Raw genomic sequence first — 21,851 nt, 5'->3', positions numbered from 1 at the left:
AGACGAAAGAGGGTGGCGTCGGCCGGGGCGATCGGCAACATCTGCGCCAACGCCCGAAAGGCCAGGAGCCCGTTTATGACCACAGCCATCAAGATCGGCATCGTCACGGTGTCGGACCGCGCCTCCGCAGGAATCTATCAGGACGAGGGCGGCCCGGCCATCAAGGCCTATCTGGACCAGGCGCTGGCTTCGATCTGGACGCCGCTCGCCCGGATCATCCCCGACGACCGCGCCGTGATCGCACGAACGCTGATCGACCTCGCCGACGAGGAAGGCTGCTGCCTAATCGTCACCACCGGCGGCACCGGCCCCGCCCCGCGCGACGTCACCCCCGAGGCGACGGAGGATGTGATCGAGAAGCCAATGCCGGGCTTTGGCGAACTCATGCGTCAGGTCAGCCTTGCCAAGGTGCCGACCGCGATCCTCTCGCGCCAGACGGCCGGCATTCGCGGCCGCTGCCTGATCGTCAATCTGCCTGGCCGGCCTCGGGCCATCGCCGAATGCCTCGACGCGGTGATGCCGGCGATCCCCTACTGCATCGACCTGATCGAAGGCCCCTATCTGGAGACCGACCCGGCGGTGATCGTGGCCTTCCGGCCGGGGCAGAAGCCAAAGGGATGATCCGTCAGCCGCCGCGCGTCGCCAGCCACTCCGTATAGGTGCCGCGCTTCAGGTCGAAGCGGTCGTTCTGCCGGGAATAGCCATCGGCGAACATCCGGCCGACCGGCTTGTAGTCGTCGATGCTGACCCGCAGCGTAGCCGGATCGACCAGCCCTTCGCGGGCATGGATCCGGACGACTTCGCCGATCAGCAGTTCGCGCGTCGGCGTGAACGCCATCGACACGGTCTTCCGGCATTCGAGCGCGAACGGCGCCTGCGCGATATAGGGCACCCCGATGCTGACCCCGGGCAGAAGCGACAGCCCCGCCGCCTCGATCTCGCTGATCTCGGGCGGGAAATCGATGGCGCAGATGTTCATCGCCTCAGCCAGCGCCTCATCGACGAGATTGACGACGAATTCGCCAGCCGCTGCGATGTTGCGGGTGGTGTCCTTGGGGTTGTTGCCCGGCTTGTGCTGGAGGCCGAGCACGATCAGCGCCGGGTCTTCCGAGAAGACATTGAAGAAGCTGAAGGGCGCGGCATTGACCACCCCCTCGGCCGACAGCGTGGTGACGAGCGCGATCGGGCGTGGCGTGACGCTGGCGCAGAGCAGCTTGTACCGGTCGCGCGGGGCGATCTCGGAGAAGGCGACGGTGAAGGCGCTCATCGCCTCACTCCGGCTCGACCACGCCCACCTGGGCGGTGATCTTGCCGTAATGCTCGATCCGGCGATGCCGCTTGAAGTCGAAGATCGTTTCCTTGCCGAAGCGGGTGTCGTCGAGATCGCAGGGGACGACGATGATGCCATCCGCCTCGCCCTCGAGCTCGGCGACGATCTCGCCGTCGGGATTGACGATCAGCGTCCCGCCCATCAGGTGGTGGCCATCCTCGTCGCCCGCCTTGGCGACGGCGACGACCCAGCAGGAGTTCTGGTAGGCGCCCGCCTGCACCGAGAGCCGGTGGTGAAACAGCCGCTGCGCCAGACCCTCGCCACCCTTCTGCGAGTTCACCGAGGGCGTGTTGAAGCCGAGCACGACCATCTCGACGCCCTGCAGCCCCATCACCCGGTAGGTCTCGGGCCAGCGCCGGTCATTGCAGATGCACATGCCGAGTAGGCCGCCCATCGTCCGCCAGACCGGAAAGCCGAGATCGCCCGGCTCGAAATAGCGCTTCTCGAGATGCTGATGTGTCCGGTCCGGATCATATTCGACATGGCCGGGCAGATGGATCTTGCGGTATTTGCCGACGATCGCGCCGCTTTTGTCGACGATGATCGAGCTGTTGAAATGCTGCCCGTCCGGCGTCAGCTCGGCATAGCCAAAGCTCATGCCCATGCCATGCGCCAGCGCCCGGTCGAACAGCGGCTGCACTTCCGGGTTGGGCATCGACGCTTCGAACCAGGCATCCGCCTCGGCACGGTCCTCGTGATACCAGCGCGGGAAGAAAGTCGTCAGCGCCAGCTCCGGATAGACGATGAAGTCGGCCCCTTTCGCCTTCGCCTCGTCCATCAGTGCGACCATTCTGGCGACGACCTCGCGCCGGGTCTCGGCCTTCTGGATCGGCCCGAGCTGGGCGGCGGCGACGGTCAGGATGCGGGACATGGAAAAACCTCGGCGGCAGGCAAAGCAGTCACAACGGGATGGTGTGATGGCCTTAGCGAATTCGATGCCAGCCGCCTATCCAGGCGCCATGTTCGCGACGCTCAGCCCGCCTGCAATTCCTGCCCGATCGCCCGCACCAGCTGCGGGCCGATCGGGTCGGTCAGCGAGGAATAGCCGCCCAGAAGCTCGCCGGAGCGGCCGATCAGATATTTGTGGAAGTTCCAGCGCGGAGTCTCCGTCGGGCGCTGTGACGCGGCCCAGCGATAGAAGGGGTGCGCCTCCGGCCCCTTGACCATGGTCTTCTCGGCGAAGGCATAGGTCGCACCATGCGTCTGCCGCGCGGCCTCGGCGATTGCCGCGCCCTCCAGCGGCTCCTGGCCGCCGAAATCATTGCTCGGCACCGCGATCAGCATCAGGCCGCGACCGCGATAGCGCTGCCAGAGCTGTTCCAATGTGGCAAACTGCCCGGCGAAACCGCAATTGGTCGCGGTGTTGACGATCAGCACCGGCCGACCGCGATAATCGGCGAGCGGATAAGTCCCCCCGCCAGCCTTCCCGAACCGAAAGGACGATGCCGACGGCACCGTTTGCGCAACCGCGCCACCGACCGGCAGCGCCAGCGACGCGACCAACCCACCCAAGACATCCCGACGCCGCAAGGTCATGACAGGCTCCCTCCTGGCCAGGCGGATGAATTGCCTCATCCGCCGATCGCACGATCATGCCACATACGCCGGCTGCCCCGAAACGGATGTGCCCCGCGGCCTTTCGGCCCGGGGCACCCCTTGTGACATTGCCATGGCGAGCCGCAGCAGCGGCGCAGGCTGCCTGCGCTCAGTTGCTCAGCGCCAGAACCTTCTTCACCCGGACTTCGAGATCGCGCAGCTCATAGGGCTTCACCACATAGTGGTCCGCCCCGTTCGAGGTTGCCTCGTCCATCTTGTCGACCGACCGTTCGGAGGTCGCCATGATGATCTTGATCTGGTTCAGTTCCGGCACTGAACGGATGGCGCGCAGCAGGTCGATGCCGCTCATGCCGTCCATGTTCCAGTCGAGCAGCAGCAGATCATAGCGCTTGGTCTGCATCTTCATCAGAGCTTCGCGGGCGTTTTCCGCCTCGTCGATGTCCTGGAACTCGATCTGCTTCAGAAAATATGTCGCGAGTCCGCGCATGCTCTTCTGGTCGTCGACCACGAGGATCCTGTACTCGCTTCGCGCTTTCATATCGTTCTCCTCACGCGGTGCGCAGATGGGGTCGCTCGCCGAGCAGATTGCTCACGGCAGCGCCAATCTGATCAAGCGCGACAACCCGTTCCGTGGCACCAATCTCGAATGCCGCTTTCGGCATACCGTTTACCACACAGGTTTCGCCACTTTGGATTAACGTCTCGGCGCCGGATTTGCGCATGGCTAACAAACCCTCAGCGCCATCCCGGCCCATGCCGGTGAGCAAAATGCCCACCGCCTGCGTGCCGATGCTGCGCGCGACCGACTGGAACATCACGTCGACCGACGGCGAATGCCCGCTGACAAGCGGGCCCTCCCGCAGCATGCAGACGAACTCGCCCCGGCGCTCCTCGATCTCCAGATGGCGCGGCCCGCCAGGCGCGACCACCGCCATGCCGGGCTTCAGCTTGTCGCCATCGCTGGCCTCGCGCACGTCGAGACCGGTGGCGGTTGCCAGCCGTGCCGCGAACTTGGCGGTGTAGCCGGGCGGCATGTGCTGCACCACGGCGATCGGCAGGCGCAGATGAGCAAGATCGCGCATCACCACCTGCACGGCCGGAACGCCGCCGGTCGAGGCGCCGATGGCGATGAAGGAAGCCTTGCCGCCGGTCCGCGCCGCCTCGCGCGGCATCGCCGCCCGGACGGGTGCGGTTTCGCGCCGGGAGGCAAACATCCGGCGGCTGGCGGACGCGCGCTGCAGCGCACCCACCAGATGCTTCATGAACCCTTCGAGCGTATTCGTCGTGCCGTCAGGCTTCTCGATGAAATCGATCGCGCCGAGCTCGAGCGCCTGGATGGTGTTGTCCGCACCCGGCCCGCCAAACGCGGAAACGATCAGTACGGGGAGCGGATCCTGTTTGAGGACGCGCGCCAGGAGCTTCAGCCCATGACGGCCGGGCAGTTCCAGATCGAGCGTCACCACATCGGGCCGCAGGTCCTGGATCGCGTCCCAGCCCTCTTCGGCGCTGCCGGCGACGCCGATCACCTTGAAGCCGGGGGCGCCGTCGATGATCTGCGTCATCAACTTCTGCATCAGCACGGAATCGTCGACGACGAGGACCTTGACCGGGTTGGCCGCCGAGGGGGGCATCATCGACATCACCAGACCTCCACTTCACCGGCTACGGGCTGCGTCTTGAGGCGGTTGAGATAGGCGACTTCCTGCTCGTGTTCGGTGCTCTTCTGGCTCGACTGGACATGCTGCACCCAGGCCCGGCCGGTCGACGGCTGATAGTGGATCCGCCGCGAGCGCGTCCCTCCGACATCCTTGGAGACAGTCCGGATGCCCTCGCGATCGAGAAACTCGGTCACGAAGGCGATGTTGCCGTCCCCGATCGCCAGCATGGTCGCGCCCGACAGGACCCGCGCCCCGCCGAATACCTTGGCCTCGAGATTGCCGCGCCGCGCGCCGCGCTTCAAGAGCCCGTTGATCAGCACTTCCATCGCCGTATCGCCATAACGCTCGCCGGCGCTGGCATCGTTGCTGCCGTTGTTCTTCGGCAGGAGGAAGTGATTCAGGCCGCCGACGCCGGCCTGCGGGTCTCGCATGCACACCGAGATGCAGGAGCCCAGCACCGTGGCGACGATCTCGTCCTTGGCGGCGGTGATCTCATGCTCGCCTGGGGCGACGGTGATGATCGTCGCCTCGAAACGCGGGTCGAAATAACGGCGGGAGGAACGCGCGACGCTCATGGCAGTCTCTCATAGATCGTGCGGCCGATCAGGCGCAGCTGAGGGTGAGGCTGTGGCAGCGATTCCGAATGGCCGAGGTAAAGAAACCCACCCGGAACGAGCATCGTGACGAACCGATCGAGAATGGAGGCCTTGGTCTGCGTGTCGAAATAGATGAAGACGTTGCGGCAGAAGATCACGTCGAACGGGCCGCTCATCGGCCATTTCTCGATCAGGTTCAGCCGCTTGAACGCGATCATGCGGCGCAGATCCTCGGTGATGCGCGCCTCGCCGCGCCCCGCATGCGCCTCTACCTTGAGCAGCGGCTTGACGTCCGAGGGCAGCCTCTCGAACTGGTCCGCAGGATACAGCGCGGCCTCCGCCTTCATCAGAATGTCGGTGTCGATATCGGTCGCCAGGATCTTGAAGTCGATGTCGCTGCGCGAGCCGAGCACGTCGCGCGACACGGCCGCGATGCTGTAGGGCTCCTCACCCGAGGACGCCGCCGAACACCAGATCCGGATGCGGCCGCGTCGCCCGCTCCGCTCCTGAACCAGCCGCGGCAGCACGTCCTTGCGCAGATGGTCGAAATGGTGACGCTCGCGGAAGAACGAGGTGTGGTTCGTCGTGACCGCGTTGATCAGCTCGGGGATCTCGTCTGCGGCCTGCGGCGTCTTGAGGAAGGCGCAATATTCGGAGACGGAATTCAGGCCGAGCGCCTTGACGCGACGGGCCAGCCGCCCACGCGTCATCGCTTCCTTGTGCTCGCGGATCACGATGCCGGCCTGTTCGTAGACCAGCTTGGAAATGAAGCCCATGTCGTCGCGCGTCAGTGTGACGTCGGCGAGAGAGCCTTGGGATAGGGCCGCACTGGATCTCGACATTGCCGCTAGAACTCCGCCCACTCATCGGCACGCCCGCCGCCGGCAACACGCCGACGCGGCTCCAGCCGGATTTTTGCCGCCGATTCGGGCCGGCGCGTCTCGTTGGTCTTGGCTGCCGGGCGGGCCGGCGTGGTGGCGGCATGCCGCAGCGTGCGGGCCGGTTCGGCAGGGCTGCGTGGTGCAGACGTGACTGAGTGATGGGAGGCGGCGTTAAGAGAGCCCTCCGTCCGGAAGAACGATACCAGCCGCCGCAGCGCCTCGATCTCGGTCATCAATTCGGTCGCCGACGTCGCGCTCTGCTCGGCCAGAGCCGAATTCTGCTGTGTCGTTTCGTCCATATGCGCGACTGCCCGGCTCATCTCATCGATGCCATGTGCCTGCTCGGCCGCGGCCCGCGAGATTTCGACCACCGTCGTCGAAACCTTGCCGGCGGCCTCGACGATCCGCTCCAGCGCATCGCCCGTCGAGCGCACGAAACGCACGCCCTCTCCCACCTGTTCGTTGGAACTGACGATCAGGCCCTTGATGTCCTTGGCGGCCTGGCTGGAGCGCTGCGCCAGCGCGCGCACCTCCGAGGCGACGACCGCGAAGCCCCGGCCGGCATCGCCGGCTCGCGCCGCCTCGACGGCCGCATTCAGCGCCAGAAGATTGGTCTGGAAGGCGATGTCGTCGATCACGGAGACGATTTCCGAGATCCGCACCGACGATGTCTCGATGCGCTCGATGGCGCTGACGGCTTGGGCGACGACGTCCTTGCCGTCCTGAGCGACGCCCATCGCCTCGTTGGCCAGTTCCGTCGCCTGGCGCGAGCGACCGGCGCTCTGCTTGACCGAGGCCGCGAGCTGTTCGGTCGTGGCTGCGGTCTCCTCGAGATTGGCCGCCGTCTGCTCCGTCCGGTTGGCAAGGTCGCCCGCACCGGCATCGATCTCGCCAGCCGCTCGCGCGACATGGCCGGCAGTGCCCTGGATCGTCGCGACGGTCTCGCCGAGATGCGCCAACGCCACGTTCAGGCTGGACTGCAGTTCCGCAAGCCGGCCGCGATAGCTGCCGTTCATGCGCCGCGTCAGATCGCCTTCGGCCAGCCCGCCGACCACCGTCGAAAACTCGCCGACCGCGTTCTCGACCAGCGCATTGATCGCATTCATGCCCTCGGCGATGCGCTGAAGGGCCTCGGGCTTGCCTGCCACCGGCACGCGGCGCGAAAAATCGCCCTCGACGGCGGCGGCGACCATGTCGGCGACCTCCGCGGCAGCAGCCAGTTCGTCGGTCATTTCGAGCCATTCGACAGCCGTGCCCAGCCTGCGGCCATCACCATGCATCACCGGCGAGAGCGAGAGCGAAACCGTGCGCCGGCCGAGATTGAAGCGGATCGCCGGCTGCGGGCCGGGCTTGAGTCCGGTTTGGCCCTGAATGCTCTCCATCACGCGGCCGAGCATGTCCTTGGCCGAGCAGCCCGGGAAGGCGGCGCGGAAATCCTCCTGCGCCTCGCCGAAAAACCGCAGCAGCGAGCCGTTGACATAAACGACGCGGCCTTCGGTATCGCAAACCATGACATTGGTGCGGCAGCCGTCGAGGGCAGCACGGATGCGGGCCGCTTCCAGGCCGGACGCATGCATGCTCGTCAGCGCCCGCGCCAGATCGCCGATAGCATCGGTCCGGTCGAGGCCGGGAACAGGCGTATCGTCACCGGTCGCCAGGCGGCCGAGCGCATCACGCATGACGCGGATCGGGCGCTGGATCCTCCGGCCGGTGGCCCAGACGGAGATGCCCACAACGGCCAGGCCAGCGGCAGAGAGACCGATCAGGGATGTGGCGTCGAGCCCCCTGGCGGCTTGGTATGCCAGGGTTGCCGCTGATCCGGCCGCGACCATCGCGGTCGTGGCGAGCATCAGCGGGAGTTCAAAACCGATTCGCGGAGTGTGACCGAGGGCGTTGCCCATGACGTCTGTCGTTTCTTGTTCGGCCCGCGCTTGATGCAACGCCACTCCTCGGGCCCGTCAAAGGTCGAAAGCTCAGCTCGCGCGTGCCAGCTTCGCTACCGGGGCTTCGACACCGCCGTCGCGAATGACGGCCGCGAGATCGAGCAGGGCGACGATGTCGGTGTCGAGCAGCACGAGGCCCTCGATCAGCCCGTGTTCGTCGCGCTCCAGGTCAGGTGCAGGACGAACCGCGCTGACCGGCACATCCACGATGTCGGAGACGGAATCGACCAGCAGGCCGGCGACCTTGTCTTCGATATCGACGACGACGATGACATGGGTCGCAGTCGCGTCGGTGGTGCCGAGCCCGATCGAGGTGCGCAGATCGTAGACCGCCAGGATGACGCCGCGCAGGTTGAGCACGCCGCGAACATGGGGTGCCGCATGCGGCAGCGGCGTCGTCGCCTGCCAGCCCTTGATCTCGCGGACCATGCCGACATCGATGCCGAAGGTCCGGTCGCCCACCTTGAAGGTAACGATCCGCCGCGCAGCCGATTCCGGCTGCGCCGACGAGAAGTGCTTTTCGCCGAGTTGCAGGGTCATGGTCATCCAGCCAGTTTAAGTTCGGTTGCGGGGGGGCGCTCGCCGGTCGCGGCAAGGCGCAGCATCGAGTCGACGTCGAGGATCAGCGCGACGAGGCCGTCGCCCAGAATGGTGGCGGCAGACGCGCCGTGGACAGTGCCGTAATTGCCTTCGAGGCTCTTCACTACGACCTGCTGCTGGCCGACGATCTCGTCGACAGCGATGCCGACATTATCGCCGCGTTCGGTCTCGGCGATAATGATGATGTTTTCGTTGGGCGAACCCGACGACCCCATCACCGCGCCGAGCCGGTGCAGCGGCGTGATCTCGCCGCGCCAGCGCAGGACTTCCTGCCCGAATGTCAGATGTTCGATCGGCGTCGAGGCGAGATGCTGCGTCTCGATCACGCTCGCGATCGGGATGACGTAACGGTCGTCGCCGCAGCGGATCACCATGCCCTCGAGAACCGCCAGTGTCAGCGGCAGGGCCAGCGTGAACTTGCAGCCTCGGCCCGGTTCGGAATCGACCGAGATGCGACCGCCAAGCGATTCGACGTTGCGGCGCACCACGTCCATGCCGACGCCGCGGCCCGACACGTCGCTGATCACCTCGGCCGTGGACAGGCCGGCGGCGAAGATCAGCTGGTCGATCTCCTCGGGCGCGAGCTTTTCGTCGGCCCCCACGAGACCGCGCGACCTCGCCTTGGCGAGCAGTCTCTCTCGGCCAATGCCACGACCATCATCGGTGACCGAGATCACGATGCGGCCGGCGCGATGTTCGGCGATGAGCTTGATCGTACCTTCCGGGCTTTTGCCGGCGGCGATGCGCTCGTCGGGTGTCTCGACACCATGATCCATCGAGTTGCGGATCATGTGGGTCAGCGGATCGGCGAGTTCCTCGATGATCGTCTTGTCGACCTCGGTGTTTTCGCCCTCCAGCACGAGGCGGACTTCCTTGCCGAGCGTCTGGGCGAGTTCGCGGACCAAGCGCGGCATGCGCTGGAACACCGCCTTCACCGGCTGGGCCCGCACTGCCATGACATGGTCCTGCAGCTCGCGCGTCTGGCGCGACAGGGTCAGGATACCTTCGGCGGTCTTGGCATAAACGTCGTAGGGCAGCGATCGAACGCATTCGACCAGCATCGACTGGGTGATGACGATCTCGCCGACGAGATTCATCAGCTTGTCGATGCGGTCGAGATCGACACGCACGCTGACGGCCTGGCGCTGGCGCCCCGCGGCCGCATCATTGGCCGGTGCGCGAGCGGCAGCCTTTGCGGCAGCAGGCGCCTCGATAACGGCCGCGACCGGGGCGGGCATCGCGGGGGCAGCCGGCTGAAGGTCCGGCGTCGCCATCGCGGCGTTTGCCGGGCCGAGCTTGGCCAGGATCGCCGACAGATCGGCGGCAACCGAGCCCGAAACCTCCGAAGCCGGGGCTGCCGACGCGGCAGCGGGAGCTTCGACCGCCGGCCGATCGTCATTGGCCGGCGCGTCGGCCAGGACCTCGATCTCGAACTCCTCGGTCGCGAGGGTGAAGTCGAACCGGCTGCAGATGTCCTCGACCGACAGATTCGTGCGCAGCGTGACGATGAAGCGCATGAAGCAGTCGGAAACGTCGATTGTCTCGAGCGTCGGCACATGGCTGAGATCGCAGACGATCGAGACGATATCTTCGGCCGGCAGCGAGGCGAAAACCACCCGTGGCTCGATCACGCGGCGAAAAAGATCGCTTTCGGGCGATATCCGCAAGATCACATCGCGGCCGGGTTTCTTGGCGGCAGGCGTGACCACCGGCTCGTCGTCCCAGCCGGTGGCGACCGCAGGAGCCGGGCCGGTCTTGGCTTCGACCATTGCCAGCAGGTTGCCGAGCGCGGCGACACCCAGCGGCGCGTCATTGGCGGGAGCGGCGGGGGCGACGACAGGAGGAGGCGCCGCGACCGGCGCGACCGGAGCCGCAGCGGCGCCGGGCGCCTTGCCGACCTGTTCGAGCGCTTCCAGCAGATCGGGCCGGGGCCGGGCGGGCTCATCGTTGCGGGCGGCGGAGACAAGGTCGGCAACCGCGTCCGAGCAGCGCAGAAACAACGCGAAGGGCGCGTCTTCAAGTGCGACGCGGCCCGAGCGAAGATGGTCGAGCGAGGCTTCGAAGACATGCGCGAAGGCGACCAGATCCGTGCAGCCAAAGGCACCGGCGCCACCCTTGATGGAATGGATCGCCCGGAAGGCGGCGTTGACGTCCTCGGAATCGGTCGAGCCTTCGTCCAGCGCCTGCAGGCGCAGTTCGAGTGCACCCAGTAGCTCTTCACACTCCTGGAAAAAGGTCTGCTTGAGTTCCGCCAACGGATCCATGGACGCTGAGCCTCAGTTCTTGTAGCGGGCGACGAGGCCCAGCAACGTCGTAGGCTCGAAGGGCTTGACCATCCAGGCACTGGCGCCCGCGCGTCGGCCCTCGGCCTTGATTTCGGCGCCGTTCTCGGTGGTCAGCACGATGATGGGCGTGTTCTGCCCCGCGGGTCGCGCCCGGCACGCCCGGGTGAATTCGATCCCATCCATCAACGGCATGTTGAGGTCGGTGATCACGAGATCGGGCTTGAATTCGTCGAACTTGACCAGCCCAGCTTCGCCGTTCTCCGCCTCCGCCACTTCATGGCCGGCATTGCGTAAGGTCAGGCTCAGCAGACTGAGCAGTGTCTTTGTATCGTCGATGGCCAGAATGCGCATTCATATCACTCCAAAACGAGAGCGCTGTGAGCGGGATCGAACCCGATCGCCTGCAGGGATTCGCGACATTCCGCCGAAGCCGCCTTGAGCGAAACCGACAGACCATGTGCCTTGGCACTGGTCGCGGCAGAATGCAGCAGCTGGATCCAGAGACTGGGCAGTGGGCCTGCGTTGGCACATTCCACGGCAACGCTTTCCTTCTGCTCCATTGCGACCAGCAGCTGGTTGCGGAAGGCGGCCGCTTCGGAGCGGCCTAAAAATGCGGGGAGCGAGACGGTGATGACCATATTGAGACCCAAGATTGCGCAACTCACCATCGGCGCCGACTGGTAAAAATTTCCCTAACTGCCCGACGTTACGTCAACGTTTCTGACCGGACGGTGGCAGATAAGTGTCGCCGGGGTCCTACGGGGGTCCGTCCCTGGGACCAGCGAGTCCGCGCAGAACATGCAGAGGCGAGATGGCAAAGCACCCTCCCCTCGGCCTGCTGCGAAAGACGTTCAGAAAATGCTGTTGCTGATCGCGCGGGGCACGAGCGAGATCGCGCCGTTGGCTTCACGATATTTTCGCGGGATGTTGATGATTCCCGACAGATGCAGCCAAAGATTGTTGGGCGAGATCGGCTTTGTGATGATTTCATGGGCGCCGAGCTTGGCCGCCTGCACGACCGAACGCTTGTCGGGTCGCTCCATCATCACCAGCACCGGCGCCTTGGCGAAGGGCGAGGTCTTGAAGGAGCGGATCGCCGCCAGGCATTTCGTGCTGCCATTGTCGGGAAGGTCCCAGTCCAGCATCACGATATTGGGCTGCTTCTGAATGAACATCGTCGCGGCCGAGGAGAGGTCGGAGGCCTCGAAGATGCGGTGCAGTTGCGCCTGATAGAGCATCGTCCTGACGATGCGGCGATAATGCGGGCTCGCATCGATCAGCAGCACCGACAGATTGGGAAATGACGGGGCTATATGCATGATGCTGGGCCCGACAACTCACTCAACGAAAACACGCGACACACGACTTGAGACCACTGCCGGCTAGACGTTCAGGCCGAAGCGAAACCCGCCCCAATGCCGGCCCTTGACCATGATCGGCGCCGACAGATCCTCCATGACGAGGAACTGGCCGCCGCCCATGTCGCGGCGATAAGTCTGGAGCAGGAAAGGTTTGCGGTTGCGGGCGGTCGCCAGCCCCGTGCGATCGGCGAAAATCCGCCGGTTGCGGCAATTGGCGTTGTTCCAGACCGGATCGGCGCCCTGGGGCTGCGCATATTTCCGGTTATGCGTCGGCAGGAAGCCGTTGCGATCGACCGCCGCGCAGAACACGATGCGACGGTTGGACGTCAGCAGTGGCTCCTGGATCGGCGGCAGCACCCTGTCGCACAACGCCACGAAGCGCGTCATGTGCTGCACCGGATCGCTGCCCGCGATCGGCTGGTAGGCCTCGTCGAACAGATCGGCCATCGTCAACTCGCCCCGATCGACCGCCTCCTCAAACAGGCTGCCGATCCGGGCGGCCGTCTCCATCGCGGTGGCGATCAGCTCCGACTGCGCCGTGCGGACCCCCGAAGCCGCGATGACCCCAAGGATGCTCTCACTGATCGACACCAGCGCATCGGCGCGCTGCGAGGCCTTGTCGAGGTTTTCGCTCGAATGATCGACGCCATTGACGAGCGCCCGCAAATCCTCGCCGACCTTGGCAAAAGCGACCGCATTCTCCCGCGTCGGGTTCGAGATCGCATCGATATCGCCGATGAGCCCCACGACCGAGCGGCTGAAACTGTCCAGTTCGCCAAGCTGCTGGGAGATCGACTGGCTTTCCTCGCTGGCACGGCGCGCGGTCGAGGCATTCTCGTCGCTCTTGGCCGCCAGCAGATCGACCGACTTGACCAGCGCATCGAGTTGCCTGGCGCTGAGCGCTGTTGCTTCGCGTGTCTGCTCGGCGAGATGCTTCACCGCGGCGGCGATCACGGCGAAGCCGCGCCCGGCCGTCCCGCTGCGTGCCGCCTCGACCCCGGCATTGACCGATAGCAACTGGATTTCGCGCGTGATCGACTGCACGGCATCGCTTGAGGCCCTGACCTTGTGCGCGTCGGCGACCGCCTGCGACAAAGCCTCGGAGATCGCCTTGGCGCCCTGCGACAGCGCCTCGATGTCCGACTGGGCCGCGTTGAGCCCGAGCTTGACCGACCCCGTGACGCGTTCGAGGCCATTGCGGACGACGGAGGCCGTGGTCTGCGCCCCTTCGGCCGCCTGCTGGATGGCGCGGTTGGCACGGGAGACCTGGTCGACGGCGGTGACGACGCGGTGCAGACCGTCCGTCTGCCCCTCGAGCTGGCGCGTCACATCGCCAATTCGGCCGGAGATATCGGTGATCTCGACCCCGAGCTTGCCGAAGCGCTCCGCGATGTCGCGAACCGCACGCGCGGCGGCAGACTCAGGCGTCCTGTCTTCATTGGCCGGCTCAAGGGCTTTCAGCGCGAGCGCATGCATCGTCGGCGGGTCCTTCGCGGGCCTCAGCAATCCCATCCGACACTAGCGAAACGCGGTAAATCGACCGTTAATGCAACTTTCAGGCGTAGTTTGTCCCGCGGCCTGTGCGTTCAGCCACCTGTCGAGATGCGCGCATGATCCTCACAAGGTCGCGAAACCCGTCCGATCGGGAACTGTCTGGCGCGGGAAACCTTATATGGATTGCATCTGCAGACGTCGCTCTCGCATAACCCTGCGGCAAGGCAGAACCGACATCGCCATTGGAGACTCAACCCATGATCACCACCAACGCGTTCTCCCGCCGCTCTCTGCTCGGCTTCGGCGCCGCCGCCCTCGCCTTGTCAGCCGCCCCCAGGGTGTGGGCGCAGGCAACGGCGCCTGCTGCGGCGACGGGCCCGTTCTCGCTGCCCAAGCGCGCCTATGAGGCCGCCGCGCTCGAGCCGCATATCGACGCCACGACCATGGACATCCACTACACCCGGCACCACGCCGCCTTTATCACCGGCTTGAACAATGCGGCCAAGGACCATGGCGTCCTCGCCTCCAAGCCGATCCATGAACTGCTTGGCGACATTGGCGCCCTGCCCGAGGCGGTGCGCGTTGCCGTGCGCAATGCCGGCGGCGGCCACGCCAACCACAGCATGTTCTGGGAGATCATGGGGGCGGGCGCCGGTGGCGCGCCGACCGGCGACGTCGCAGCCGCGATCACCAAGGATCTCGGCGGCTTCGACAAGTTCAAGGCCGATTTCGAGGCTGCCGGCCTGCGCGTCTTTGGTTCTGGCTGGGTTTTCGTGACCGTCGACAGGTCCGGCAAGCTCGCCCTTGTGAGCAAGCCCAACCAGGACAGCCCGCTGATGGACAAGCAGATAGTCCTGCTCGGCAACGACGTCTGGGAGCACGCCTATTATCTGAAGTACCAGAACCGCCGCGCCGAATATCTCAAGAGCTGGTGGAACGTCGTCAACTGGGCGAAAATCAACGAGCGTTTCGCCGCTGCCAAGGCCGGCAAGCTGACCGTCTGATCCCGGCGCAAGCGACCACTGCGCTTGATCCATCGCACGCTACCCGGTCGCAAGGCCGGGTAGTGTCGTTTCAGCGTCGACGCGGGCAGCCCTGCACCGCTGTCGCACTTGCTTACGCCCGCGGCGCGACCTAGTTTAGAATTGTTCTATTATAGAGGCCGCCATGCTGAAACGTTTCTCTCTGTCCGCCCTCAGCGGCAAGCGCCGCTTCGACGATCTCAGCGAGAAGGAAATCCTGGCGCTGGCGATCTCGTCCGAGGAGGAAGACGGGCGCATCTATGCGATCTATGCCCAGAAATTGCGGACTGACTTTGCGGCCTCCGCGGCGATTTTCGACGGTATGGCGAGCGAGGAGAACGGCCACCGCGAACGGCTGCTTGCGCTCTATCAGCAGCGCTTCGGCGACGTCGTCCTGCCGATCCGCCGCGAGCATGTCGCCGATTTCTACACCCGAAAGCCGGTCTGGCTGATCGAGAACCTCGGCCTCGATCAGATCCGGGCCGAGGCCGAAGACATGGAGCGCCGGGCGCGCGACTTCTACGTGGCCGCCGCCGGCCGCTCGACCGATGTCGAGACGCGCAAGCTTTTGGGCGCGCTCGCCGCCGCCGAAGCCGCGCATGAGGCCAAGGCGCAAGGCCTCACGACAGAACATCTCGACGACGCGTCGCGCTCCGATGAGGATCTCGCCGCCAAGCGCCAGTTCGTCCTGACCTGGGTCCAGCCTGGACTCGCCGGGCTGATGGACGGCTCGGTCTCGACGCTTGCGCCGATCTTCGCCACCGCCTTCGCCACGCAGGACCCGCGCACCACCTTCCTGATCGGCCTGTCCGCTTCGATCGGTGCGGGCATCTCGATGGGCTTCACCGAGGCCGCCCATGACGACGGCAAGCTCTCGGGTCGCGGCGCCCCCTGGAAGCGCGGGCTGGCCTCGGGCGTGATGACGACCCTGGGCGGGCTCGGCCATGCCCTGCCCTATCTGATCCCCCATTTCTGGACCGCCACCACGGTCGCGCTCATCGTCGTCTTCGTCGAACTCTGGGCCATCGTCTGGATCCAGAACCGCTATATGGAGACGCCCTTCCTGCGTGCCGCTTTCCAGATCGTGCTCGGCGGCGGGCTCGTGCTGGCGGCGGGCATCCTCATCGGCGGAGCGTAACCACGTCCTCAGCCCTCATCCTGAGGAGCCGCGAAGCGGCGTCTCGAAGGATGCTCCAGAGCGCGCTGGACCATCCTTCGAGACGCGCCCTGCGGGCGCTCGTCAGGATGAGGCCGGAGAGTGCTACGAGGCCGGCGCCCGCGCCTCGCATACCCCCGCCTGCTGCAGCGCAAAGGCAGCCCGCAGACACCAATCCTCGCGCCAAGGGGGGGCGATGATCTGCACGCCGATCGGTAGCCCCGCCCCGAACACCGGCACCGCCGCCACCGGCAGGCCGATGCAGGAGATCGGCTGGGTGAACAGCCCGAGATTGGGCCGCAGCGGCACGGTCTCGCCGCGCAGCTCCAGCGTCTTCTGGCCGACGAGCGGCGCCGGGCAGGGCGTCGCCGGGGCGATAATCAGATCGACCTCGTCGAACACGCGCATCATCGCGTCATGGAACCAGCGCCGCGCCCGCTGCGCCTGGACATACCAGGCCGCCGGCAGCATCGCGCCGGCGAGGAAGCGGTCGCGCGTCTCGGGATCAAAATCATCGGCCCGTTCGCGCAGCCGGTCGAGATGGAAGGTCGCGCTTTCGACATTCGTGACCAGGAAGGCGGCCGCACGCGCGATCTCGGCCCCCGCCAGATCGACTCGTCGGGTCGCACCGAGCCCGAGCGCCACGGCAGCCACCGCGTGCGCGGCCTCCGGCATGCCCTCCGGTGAAAAATACCCGCCGGCGATCCCGATGCGCAGGTCATCGATGACCTGTTCGAGCTTCGGCATGACGGGCTCGACTGGCCGCTGCGCGCAGGCGGGGTCGCCGGGGTCGCCCCCCTGCATCAGGTCGTAGGCTATCGCCAGATCGGCCACATCGCGGGCGAACGGGCCCAGATGGTCGAGCGAATCGCAAAAGGGAAAGCTGCGCGTGCGGGCCAGCCGTCCATAGGTCGGCTTCAGCCCGAAGACGCCGCACAGCGAACTCGGCACCCGGATCGAGCCATTGGTGTCGGATCCAAGCGAGATCGGCGCGAGCCCCGCCGCGGTCGCCGCGCCTGATCCGGAGGAGGAACCGCCCGCCATGCGCGCGAGATCATGGGGATTGCGGCAGGGGCCGTCATGGGCGTTCTCGCCGGTGAAGTCATAGGCATATTCGCCCATGTTGAGCCCGCCGAGCAGCACCGCGCCGGCCGCCGACAGCCGCTCGACCAGCACCGCGTCCCGCGCGGCCGGCGCCCGCTCACGATTGATCTTCGATCCAGCCCGCGTCGGCAGGCCCGCGATGTCGAACAGGTTCTTGGCCGCGAAGGGGACACCCGCCAAAGGGCCGAGCGCCTGTCCTGCGGCGCGGGCCTTGTCGATGCCCCGAGCCTGCTCCAGCGCGCGCTGCGCCGTGACGTCGGTGAAGGCGTTGACGAGCGGGTTGACGCGGTCGATCCGCGCCAGGAACGTTTCGGCGACCGACTCGGCCGAGACGGCGCCCTCCCTGACCTGCGCCGCGATGCGATGCGCGGGCGTGAAGACGTCGATGCTCACCGGGCTCGCTCCACAACCCCGGGCCGGAAGACGCCGGCGAGTTCGAGCGAATCCTGGTCGAGCGGCGCGGCCCCGACGATTGCCGCCATGCCTTGCGCAATCGCCAGGAACTGCAGCACGCCGGGCCGCTGCTGGTCGGTGATCGTCAAACCCAGCGCCGGGGCGATCGCGTCGAGATGGCGGGCGGGATCGAAGCCCGCGGCAGGATCGGTCTGGCTCATGCAATCAGCACCCTCTCTTGCTCGGCGATGCCCGGCGTCGGCGGTTCGCTTGTCGGGCAGGCGAGCGCCGCCAGCACATCCCCCGTCGTCGAAACCCAGCCGAAGATGCCGCCCTGCGCCGCAATCATCCGCAGGCCGACCTCGTGGAACTCCGCGAAATAGGAGGCGCAGGCATCGCCCAGAACGAGGCAGCGATAGCCCCGGTCGTTGGCCTCGCGCACGGTGGTGTGGACGCAAACCTCTGTGGTGACGCCGGCCACCAGCAACGTCTCGATGCCGCGATTGCGCAGCATCAGGTCGAGATCGGTCTGGTAGAAGGCGCCTTTCCCGGGCTTATCGATCACCGGCTCGTCGGGTAGCGGCGCGAGCGCGGGAATGATCTCGTGCCCCGCTTCGCCCCGGATCAGGATGCGCCCCATCGGCCCGCAAGCGCCGATGCGCTTGTCGACCGGCCCGCGCTCGACCTTGGCCGGCGGCGCGTCCGAGAGATCGGGGCGGTGCCCCTCGCGGGTATGGATCACCAGTATCCCCGCCGCGCGCGCCCCCGCCAGCATCGCCCGGCAGGGCTCGACCGCAGCAACCAGCCGCGAGACATCGTTGCCGAGCGCCGCGCCGAAACCGCCGGGCTCGAGGAAGTCGCGCTGCATGTCGATGATGACGAGCGCCGTACGCGCGAAATCGACGCTGAGCGGAGCGGGTTTTGCTGGAATCTCGAAGCGGCTCACGGCTTGCGCCCCCGTTCGCGGTCGAACGGAACAGGCTTTGCAAGGGCTGTGCCTGAGACCGAGTCACGCGGCCGTCGCGGAATCGGCCTCTCAGGGACAGCCGCGAGGCGATTGAGATCGCAATGGAATCCGGGAGAACCGAAATCTGAGCGTCGGGTGCCCACGCCCGACGCGCCGACCAAAATCGCGACGACCATGTCCATTGCATAATCTTTGCATGCATGTTGAAGAAATATGCCTAATTCTTGGTCTCGCTGAATGAGAGAGCAACCGTGCCAACCTTGACCAGCCTCGTTGCCGACCACCTGGACGGCACCTCCACCATCCCTCAGACGATCGCGGCGGCTTATGCCCGCCACCGCGCCCATGGTGACGCAGCAATCTTCATCGCGCTCCGACCAGAAGCGCAGGTGCTGGCGGAGGCTGAAGCCCTGCAGCAGGAAGGCCCGCAGGGCCGTCCGCTTTGGGGCATTCCCGTCGCGGTGAAGGACAATATCGACGTCGCCGGATTGCCCACCACGGCCGCCTGCCCGGCCTTCGCCTACGAGCCCGCACAGGACGCCAGCGTCGTGGCACGGCTGCGGGCGGCCGGCGCGATCATCATCGGCAAGACCAATCTCGACCAGTTCGCCACCGGTCTGAACGGCACGCGCTCGCCCTATGGCGTGCCGCGCAACGCGCTGCGCGCCGATCTCGTCCCCGGTGGATCGAGTTCCGGCTCGGCCAGCGCGGTGGCCGCCGGCATCGTGCCCGTGGCGCTCGGCACGGACACGGCGGGTTCCGGTCGCGTCCCGGCAGGCCTGCAGAACCTCGTCGGCCTCAAGCCCAGCCTTGGCCTGGTGCCGACTGCCGGCGTGGTGCCGGCCTGCCGTACGCTGGACTGCGTCTCGGTCTTCGCGCTGACGGTCGCGGATGCCTCGACGGTGCTGGACGTGATCGCCGGCCCCGATGCCACCGACCCGTTTTCGCGTCCGGTTGTACTGGGCCGGCCGGGTGCGGTGCCGCCGAAGCTTCGGGTCGCGGTGCCCCGGCCGGAAGACCTCGACGTCGATGGCGATGCTGGGGCGGCGGCGAGTTTCGCGCTCGCCGTCGATCGCGCCCGGGCGCTCGGTGCCGAGATCGTGCCGCTCGACATGGCGCCGTTCTATGAGACGGCGCGGCTGCTCTATGACGGCCCCTGGGTGGCCGAACGCTTCCTGGCGATCAGCGATCTACTGGCGACAGACCCTGACGCGATCCTGCCGGTGATCCGCCAGGTCATCGCCGGCAAGCCGCTGCCCGATGCGGCAGAGACCTTCGCCGCTCGCTACCGCGTCGCCGAACTCGCACTTGCAGCCCGAGCCGCGCTGAAGGGCATCGACGCGCTCATGGTCCCGACCGCGCCGCGCCCGGTGACGCTGGCCGAGATGGCGGCCGATCCGATCGGGGCCAACTCGCTGCTTGGCCGTTACACCAATTTCGTCAACCTGCTCGATCTCTGCGCGCTCGCCATTCCGGTCAGCCTCGCAGCCGATGGCACGGCCGCAGGCGTGACGCTGATCGCGCCATCGGGCCACGATGCGGTGCTCGCCGGCCTCGGTAGCGCACTGCATGCGGCCGCCGGCCTGCCGCTGGGCGCGACCGGCCTGCCCTACCCCGCGCCCCCCGCCACGCCGGTTCGGGCTGCACCTGACACCGTCGAGATCGCCGTCGTCGGCGCCCATCTGTCCGGCATGCCGCTGAACCGCGAATTGACGGACCGGGGCGGCAGCTTCCTGCGCGCCACCACGACCACCGCGGATTACCGCCTCTTCGCCCTGCCCGGCGGCCCGCCGGCACGCCCGGGGCTGATCCGCGTGGGGGATGGCGGGGCTGCGATCGCGCTCGAAGTCTGGTCGCTGCCGCCCGACGGTTTCGGCCGCTTCATCTCAGGCATCCCCTCCCCGCTGGGCATCGGCACGCTCTCGCTGGCCGACGGCACGAAGACCAAGGGCTTCCTCTGCGAGACCATCGCGACGCAAGGCGCCCGTGACGTGACGGAGTTCGGCGGATGGCGGGCCTTTGTGGCGGCTCAGGCGAAGGCGTGAGGGCTTGAGGCAGTACCGATTCCACGACCGTCGACGTCATCCCGGACAAGCGGCGAAAGCCGCGCTGATCCGGGATCCATGCCGGAACGCATCCGGCAAAGGTTCCGGAATGGATCCCGGGTCTCCGCTTCGCTTCGCCCGGGATGACGACGCGCTTTACTGTTGAGGGGGTTAACTCACCGCACTCCAGCATAACTCCTGAAGGCGTCGCGCACGATGCCGATATGGGCGCGCATCGCCTCGACGGCCCCGGTCTGGTCGCCGCGCAGGATCGCCTGGACGATCAGGTCATGCTCCTGATAGGAGCCACCGAGACGGCCCGTGGCGCGGAACTGGGCCCGGCGGAAGGGCGCGACGCGAGCGCGCGTCATCAGGGTCAATTCGGCTAGATAGCCATTATGCGAACCGGCATAGATCGCGGCGTGGAAGGCCTCGTTTTTCTCGTGATAGCTGGTCGGATCGCCCTGATGCACCAGCAACCGGAGATCCTCATGCAGGGCCTCGAGTCCACGACGCTCGGGCACCGTCATGTTGCGCGCGGCGAGCCCGGCACAAAGCCCTTCCAGCTCGCCCATCGCCTCGAACATGTTGTTGAGCTGCGAGGGCGTTGGCAGCGCGACCACCGCCCCGCGATGCGGCCGCACGCTGACCAGCCCAGAGGCCGAGAGCTGGCGGATCGCCTCGCGCACCGGCGTCCGCGACACGCCGAAGCGGGCGGCCAGTTCCTGCTCGTCGAGCGGCGTGCCCGGCTCGAGCGCGCCCGAGACGATCTCGTCGGCGATCTGCAGGCGCAGGCTCTCGCTGCGCGTCAAAGGCGCGGTGGCGGGCCTCGGCTTTGGGGTGGTGGCAGCTTGGCGCGGCATGAGCGTCAGAATCACCCGGCGGAGACATCCCGCCTTCGAGGTTTAGCAGGCTGAAGCGTCAGGAACACCTAACCCCGGTGGTTCGGCAAAGGCTCATTCGGCGATCGCGCTGACATGAGCGGCCACCACCCGCCAACCCTCCGGAAACTTGACCCATGTCTGGCTCTGGCGGCCAATCTTGCCGGCCATGCTCTCGCGCCGGAACAAAGTGTTGGCCGTGGCGAAAGCATCGCCATAGGTGGTGATGACAGTGCGCTCGATCGTTCGCGTCAGCCCGACCGAGGGCCGCGCCGCCCGGAACGCCGCGATCTCGCTGAAGCCGTAGAGGTTCTCGCCGATCCCGTAGCGGATCGTTTCGGGCGCATCCTTGAAACAGGCGTCCAGCACCGCGACGTCGTTCTCGTTCAGGGCCTTCTCATAGACCATGAAGGCCGCCTCGACTTCGGCGACGATGGCGGGGTCGTTGATGGTCATGAGGTTCTCCAGTCTTTGTCGCGTCGTCTTCCTCAGCCTCATCCTGAGGAGCGCCGCAGGCGCGTCTCGAAGGATGCTCCAGAAAGCGACCGCTGGAGCATCCTTCGAGACGCCGCTTCGCG

The 21,851-nt window shown here is 66.5% G+C and carries 23 protein-coding genes; 4 read left to right on the top strand and 19 right to left on the bottom strand.

Annotated features, from left to right (window positions below; translation table 11 throughout):
* Positions 1–75: 75 nt before the first annotated feature.
* Positions 76–621, top strand: coding sequence for a molybdopterin adenylyltransferase (gene mog / locus IP69_RS08100; RefSeq protein WP_054142314.1), 546 nt, complete (start codon positions 76–78; stop codon positions 619–621).
* Positions 622–625: 4 nt separating this feature from the next.
* Here the strand turns inward: mog and IP69_RS08095 are convergent, their stop codons facing one another.
* The 14 genes from IP69_RS08095 to IP69_RS08030 form a co-directional block, all read right to left on the bottom strand.
* Complete coding sequence (locus IP69_RS08095; RefSeq protein WP_054142313.1) at positions 626–1,267, bottom strand: flavin reductase family protein; 642 nt, start codon at positions 1,265–1,267, stop codon at positions 626–628.
* A 4-nt stretch (positions 1,268–1,271) separates the two neighbouring features.
* The gene (locus IP69_RS08090; protein WP_054142312.1) at positions 1,272–2,201 is read right to left on the bottom strand and encodes an N-carbamoyl-D-amino-acid hydrolase; all 930 of its coding nucleotides are present in this window, start codon (positions 2,199–2,201) and stop codon (positions 1,272–1,274) included.
* Between the two features lie 101 nt (positions 2,202–2,302).
* Positions 2,303–2,866: a glutathione peroxidase gene (locus IP69_RS08085; protein ID WP_054142311.1), complete on the bottom strand. Its 564-nt coding sequence runs from the start codon at positions 2,864–2,866 to the stop codon at positions 2,303–2,305.
* A 169-nt stretch (positions 2,867–3,035) separates the two neighbouring features.
* Positions 3,036–3,425 carry a response regulator gene (locus IP69_RS08080; RefSeq protein WP_082359143.1) on the bottom strand — a complete coding sequence of 130 codons (390 nt, stop codon included), beginning with the start codon at positions 3,423–3,425 and terminating at the stop codon, positions 3,036–3,038.
* A 10-nt stretch (positions 3,426–3,435) separates the two neighbouring features.
* On the bottom strand, positions 3,436–4,518 hold the full coding sequence (cheB, locus tag IP69_RS08075; RefSeq protein WP_282568232.1) for a chemotaxis-specific protein-glutamate methyltransferase CheB: 1,083 nt from the start codon (positions 4,516–4,518) through the stop codon (positions 3,436–3,438).
* Between the two features lie 8 nt (positions 4,519–4,526).
* Entirely contained in the window at positions 4,527–5,120 is a 594-nt protein-coding gene (locus IP69_RS08070) for a hypothetical protein (protein WP_054142308.1), read from the bottom strand.
* Entirely contained in the window at positions 5,117–5,983 is an 867-nt protein-coding gene (locus IP69_RS08065; RefSeq protein ID WP_082359142.1) for a protein-glutamate O-methyltransferase, read from the bottom strand. The genes IP69_RS08070 and IP69_RS08065 overlap by 4 nt, the downstream gene beginning before the upstream one ends.
* 5 nt (positions 5,984–5,988) lie before the next feature.
* Entirely contained in the window at positions 5,989–7,923 is a 1,935-nt protein-coding gene (locus IP69_RS08060) for a methyl-accepting chemotaxis protein (protein ID WP_054142306.1), read from the bottom strand.
* 72 nt (positions 7,924–7,995) lie between these two features.
* The gene (locus IP69_RS08055) at positions 7,996–8,505 is read right to left on the bottom strand and encodes a chemotaxis protein CheW (RefSeq protein ID WP_054142305.1); all 510 of its coding nucleotides are present in this window, start codon (positions 8,503–8,505) and stop codon (positions 7,996–7,998) included.
* 2 nt (positions 8,506–8,507) lie between these two features.
* Complete coding sequence (locus tag IP69_RS08050; RefSeq protein WP_082359140.1) at positions 8,508–10,829, bottom strand: chemotaxis protein CheA; 2,322 nt, start codon at positions 10,827–10,829, stop codon at positions 8,508–8,510.
* A 12-nt stretch (positions 10,830–10,841) separates the two neighbouring features.
* Entirely contained in the window at positions 10,842–11,201 is a 360-nt protein-coding gene (locus IP69_RS08045; RefSeq protein WP_054142303.1) for a response regulator, read from the bottom strand.
* A gap of 5 nt (positions 11,202–11,206) precedes the next feature.
* Positions 11,207–11,488, bottom strand: coding sequence for an STAS domain-containing protein (locus IP69_RS08040; RefSeq protein WP_054142302.1), 282 nt, complete (start codon positions 11,486–11,488; stop codon positions 11,207–11,209).
* Between the two features lie 213 nt (positions 11,489–11,701).
* Positions 11,702–12,169 (bottom strand): response regulator, encoded by a 468-nt coding sequence (locus tag IP69_RS08035; RefSeq protein ID WP_082359138.1) that lies wholly within the window; start codon positions 12,167–12,169, stop codon positions 11,702–11,704.
* A 63-nt stretch (positions 12,170–12,232) separates the two neighbouring features.
* Positions 12,233–13,687, bottom strand: a complete 1,455-nt coding sequence (locus IP69_RS08030; RefSeq protein WP_197279746.1) for a methyl-accepting chemotaxis protein — start codon at positions 13,685–13,687, stop codon at positions 12,233–12,235.
* Between the two features lie 275 nt (positions 13,688–13,962).
* Between IP69_RS08030 and IP69_RS08025 the strand changes: the two genes are divergently transcribed.
* On the top strand, positions 13,963–14,709 hold the full coding sequence (locus tag IP69_RS08025) for a superoxide dismutase (protein ID WP_054142299.1): 747 nt from the start codon (positions 13,963–13,965) through the stop codon (positions 14,707–14,709).
* A gap of 163 nt (positions 14,710–14,872) precedes the next feature.
* Positions 14,873–15,865, top strand: coding sequence for an iron exporter MbfA (gene mbfA / locus IP69_RS08020; RefSeq protein ID WP_054142298.1), 993 nt, complete (start codon positions 14,873–14,875; stop codon positions 15,863–15,865).
* 123 nt (positions 15,866–15,988) lie between these two features.
* On the opposite strand, the gene IP69_RS08015 is transcribed toward mbfA, so the two are convergent.
* Genes IP69_RS08015 through IP69_RS08005 form a run of 3 tightly spaced genes read right to left on the bottom strand, consistent with a single transcriptional unit; the run spans position 15,989 to position 18,326 of the window.
* Complete coding sequence (locus IP69_RS08015; protein WP_054142297.1) at positions 15,989–17,380, bottom strand: AtzE family amidohydrolase; 1,392 nt, start codon at positions 17,378–17,380, stop codon at positions 15,989–15,991.
* Positions 17,377–17,601: a DUF4089 domain-containing protein gene (locus IP69_RS08010; RefSeq protein ID WP_054142296.1), complete on the bottom strand. Its 225-nt coding sequence runs from the start codon at positions 17,599–17,601 to the stop codon at positions 17,377–17,379. Before IP69_RS08010 ends, IP69_RS08015 begins: the two co-directional genes overlap by 4 nt.
* A complete protein-coding gene (locus IP69_RS08005) occupies positions 17,598–18,326 on the bottom strand; it encodes an isochorismatase family cysteine hydrolase (RefSeq protein WP_082359137.1) in 729 nt (242 codons plus the stop codon). The genes IP69_RS08010 and IP69_RS08005 overlap by 4 nt, the downstream gene beginning before the upstream one ends.
* A gap of 272 nt (positions 18,327–18,598) precedes the next feature.
* Between IP69_RS08005 and atzF the strand changes: the two genes are divergently transcribed.
* A complete protein-coding gene (gene atzF / locus IP69_RS08000; RefSeq protein WP_054142326.1) occupies positions 18,599–20,392 on the top strand; it encodes an allophanate hydrolase in 1,794 nt (597 codons plus the stop codon).
* A 176-nt stretch (positions 20,393–20,568) separates the two neighbouring features.
* Here atzF and IP69_RS07995 read toward each other — a convergent pair whose 3' ends face one another.
* Positions 20,569–21,255 carry a GntR family transcriptional regulator gene (locus tag IP69_RS07995; protein ID WP_054142325.1) on the bottom strand — a complete coding sequence of 229 codons (687 nt, stop codon included), beginning with the start codon at positions 21,253–21,255 and terminating at the stop codon, positions 20,569–20,571.
* A 93-nt stretch (positions 21,256–21,348) separates the two neighbouring features.
* Positions 21,349–21,729: an oxalurate catabolism protein HpxZ gene (hpxZ, locus tag IP69_RS07990; RefSeq protein ID WP_054142295.1), complete on the bottom strand. Its 381-nt coding sequence runs from the start codon at positions 21,727–21,729 to the stop codon at positions 21,349–21,351.
* Between the last annotated feature and the right edge of the window lie 122 nt (positions 21,730–21,851).

It is taken from the genome of Allobosea sp. AAP35 (assembly GCF_001295925.1).
GTDB lineage: Bacteria > Pseudomonadota > Alphaproteobacteria > Rhizobiales > Beijerinckiaceae > Allobosea.
The sequence above is the reverse complement of the archived record's forward strand: the minus strand, read 5'-3'. Positions and strand labels throughout refer to the sequence as shown.

Bases quoted from the DNA above. Each gene is read 5' to 3' on its own strand.
- mog (WP_054142314.1), top strand. From the start codon at position 76: ATGACCACAGCCATCAAGATCGGCATCGTCACGGTGTCGGACCGCGCC.
- IP69_RS08095 (WP_054142313.1), bottom strand. From the start codon at position 1,267: ATGAGCGCCTTCACCGTCGCCTTCTCCGAGATCGCCCCGCGCGACCGG.
- IP69_RS08090 (WP_054142312.1), bottom strand. From the start codon at position 2,201: ATGTCCCGCATCCTGACCGTCGCCGCCGCCCAGCTCGGGCCGATCCAG.
- IP69_RS08085 (WP_054142311.1), bottom strand. From the start codon at position 2,866: ATGACCTTGCGGCGTCGGGATGTCTTGGGTGGGTTGGTCGCGTCGCTG.
- IP69_RS08080 (WP_082359143.1), bottom strand. From the start codon at position 3,425: ATGAAAGCGCGAAGCGAGTACAGGATCCTCGTGGTCGACGACCAGAAG.
- cheB (WP_282568232.1), bottom strand. From the start codon at position 4,518: ATGCCCCCCTCGGCGGCCAACCCGGTCAAGGTCCTCGTCGTCGACGAT.
- IP69_RS08070 (WP_054142308.1), bottom strand. From the start codon at position 5,120: ATGAGCGTCGCGCGTTCCTCCCGCCGTTATTTCGACCCGCGTTTCGAG.
- IP69_RS08065 (WP_082359142.1), bottom strand. From the start codon at position 5,983: ATGTCGAGATCCAGTGCGGCCCTATCCCAAGGCTCTCTCGCCGACGTC.
- IP69_RS08060 (WP_054142306.1), bottom strand. From the start codon at position 7,923: ATGGGCAACGCCCTCGGTCACACTCCGCGAATCGGTTTTGAACTCCCG.
- IP69_RS08055 (WP_054142305.1), bottom strand. From the start codon at position 8,505: ATGACCCTGCAACTCGGCGAAAAGCACTTCTCGTCGGCGCAGCCGGAA.
- IP69_RS08050 (WP_082359140.1), bottom strand. From the start codon at position 10,829: ATGGATCCGTTGGCGGAACTCAAGCAGACCTTTTTCCAGGAGTGTGAA.
- IP69_RS08045 (WP_054142303.1), bottom strand. From the start codon at position 11,201: ATGCGCATTCTGGCCATCGACGATACAAAGACACTGCTCAGTCTGCTG.
- IP69_RS08040 (WP_054142302.1), bottom strand. From the start codon at position 11,488: ATGGTCATCACCGTCTCGCTCCCCGCATTTTTAGGCCGCTCCGAAGCG.
- IP69_RS08035 (WP_082359138.1), bottom strand. From the start codon at position 12,169: ATGCATATAGCCCCGTCATTTCCCAATCTGTCGGTGCTGCTGATCGAT.
- IP69_RS08030 (WP_197279746.1), bottom strand. From the start codon at position 13,687: ATGCATGCGCTCGCGCTGAAAGCCCTTGAGCCGGCCAATGAAGACAGG.
- IP69_RS08025 (WP_054142299.1), top strand. From the start codon at position 13,963: ATGATCACCACCAACGCGTTCTCCCGCCGCTCTCTGCTCGGCTTCGGC.
- mbfA (WP_054142298.1), top strand. From the start codon at position 14,873: ATGCTGAAACGTTTCTCTCTGTCCGCCCTCAGCGGCAAGCGCCGCTTC.
- IP69_RS08010 (WP_054142296.1), bottom strand. From the start codon at position 17,601: ATGAGCCAGACCGATCCTGCCGCGGGCTTCGATCCCGCCCGCCATCTC.
- IP69_RS07995 (WP_054142325.1), bottom strand. From the start codon at position 21,255: ATGCCGCGCCAAGCTGCCACCACCCCAAAGCCGAGGCCCGCCACCGCG.
- hpxZ (WP_054142295.1), bottom strand. From the start codon at position 21,729: ATGACCATCAACGACCCCGCCATCGTCGCCGAAGTCGAGGCGGCCTTC.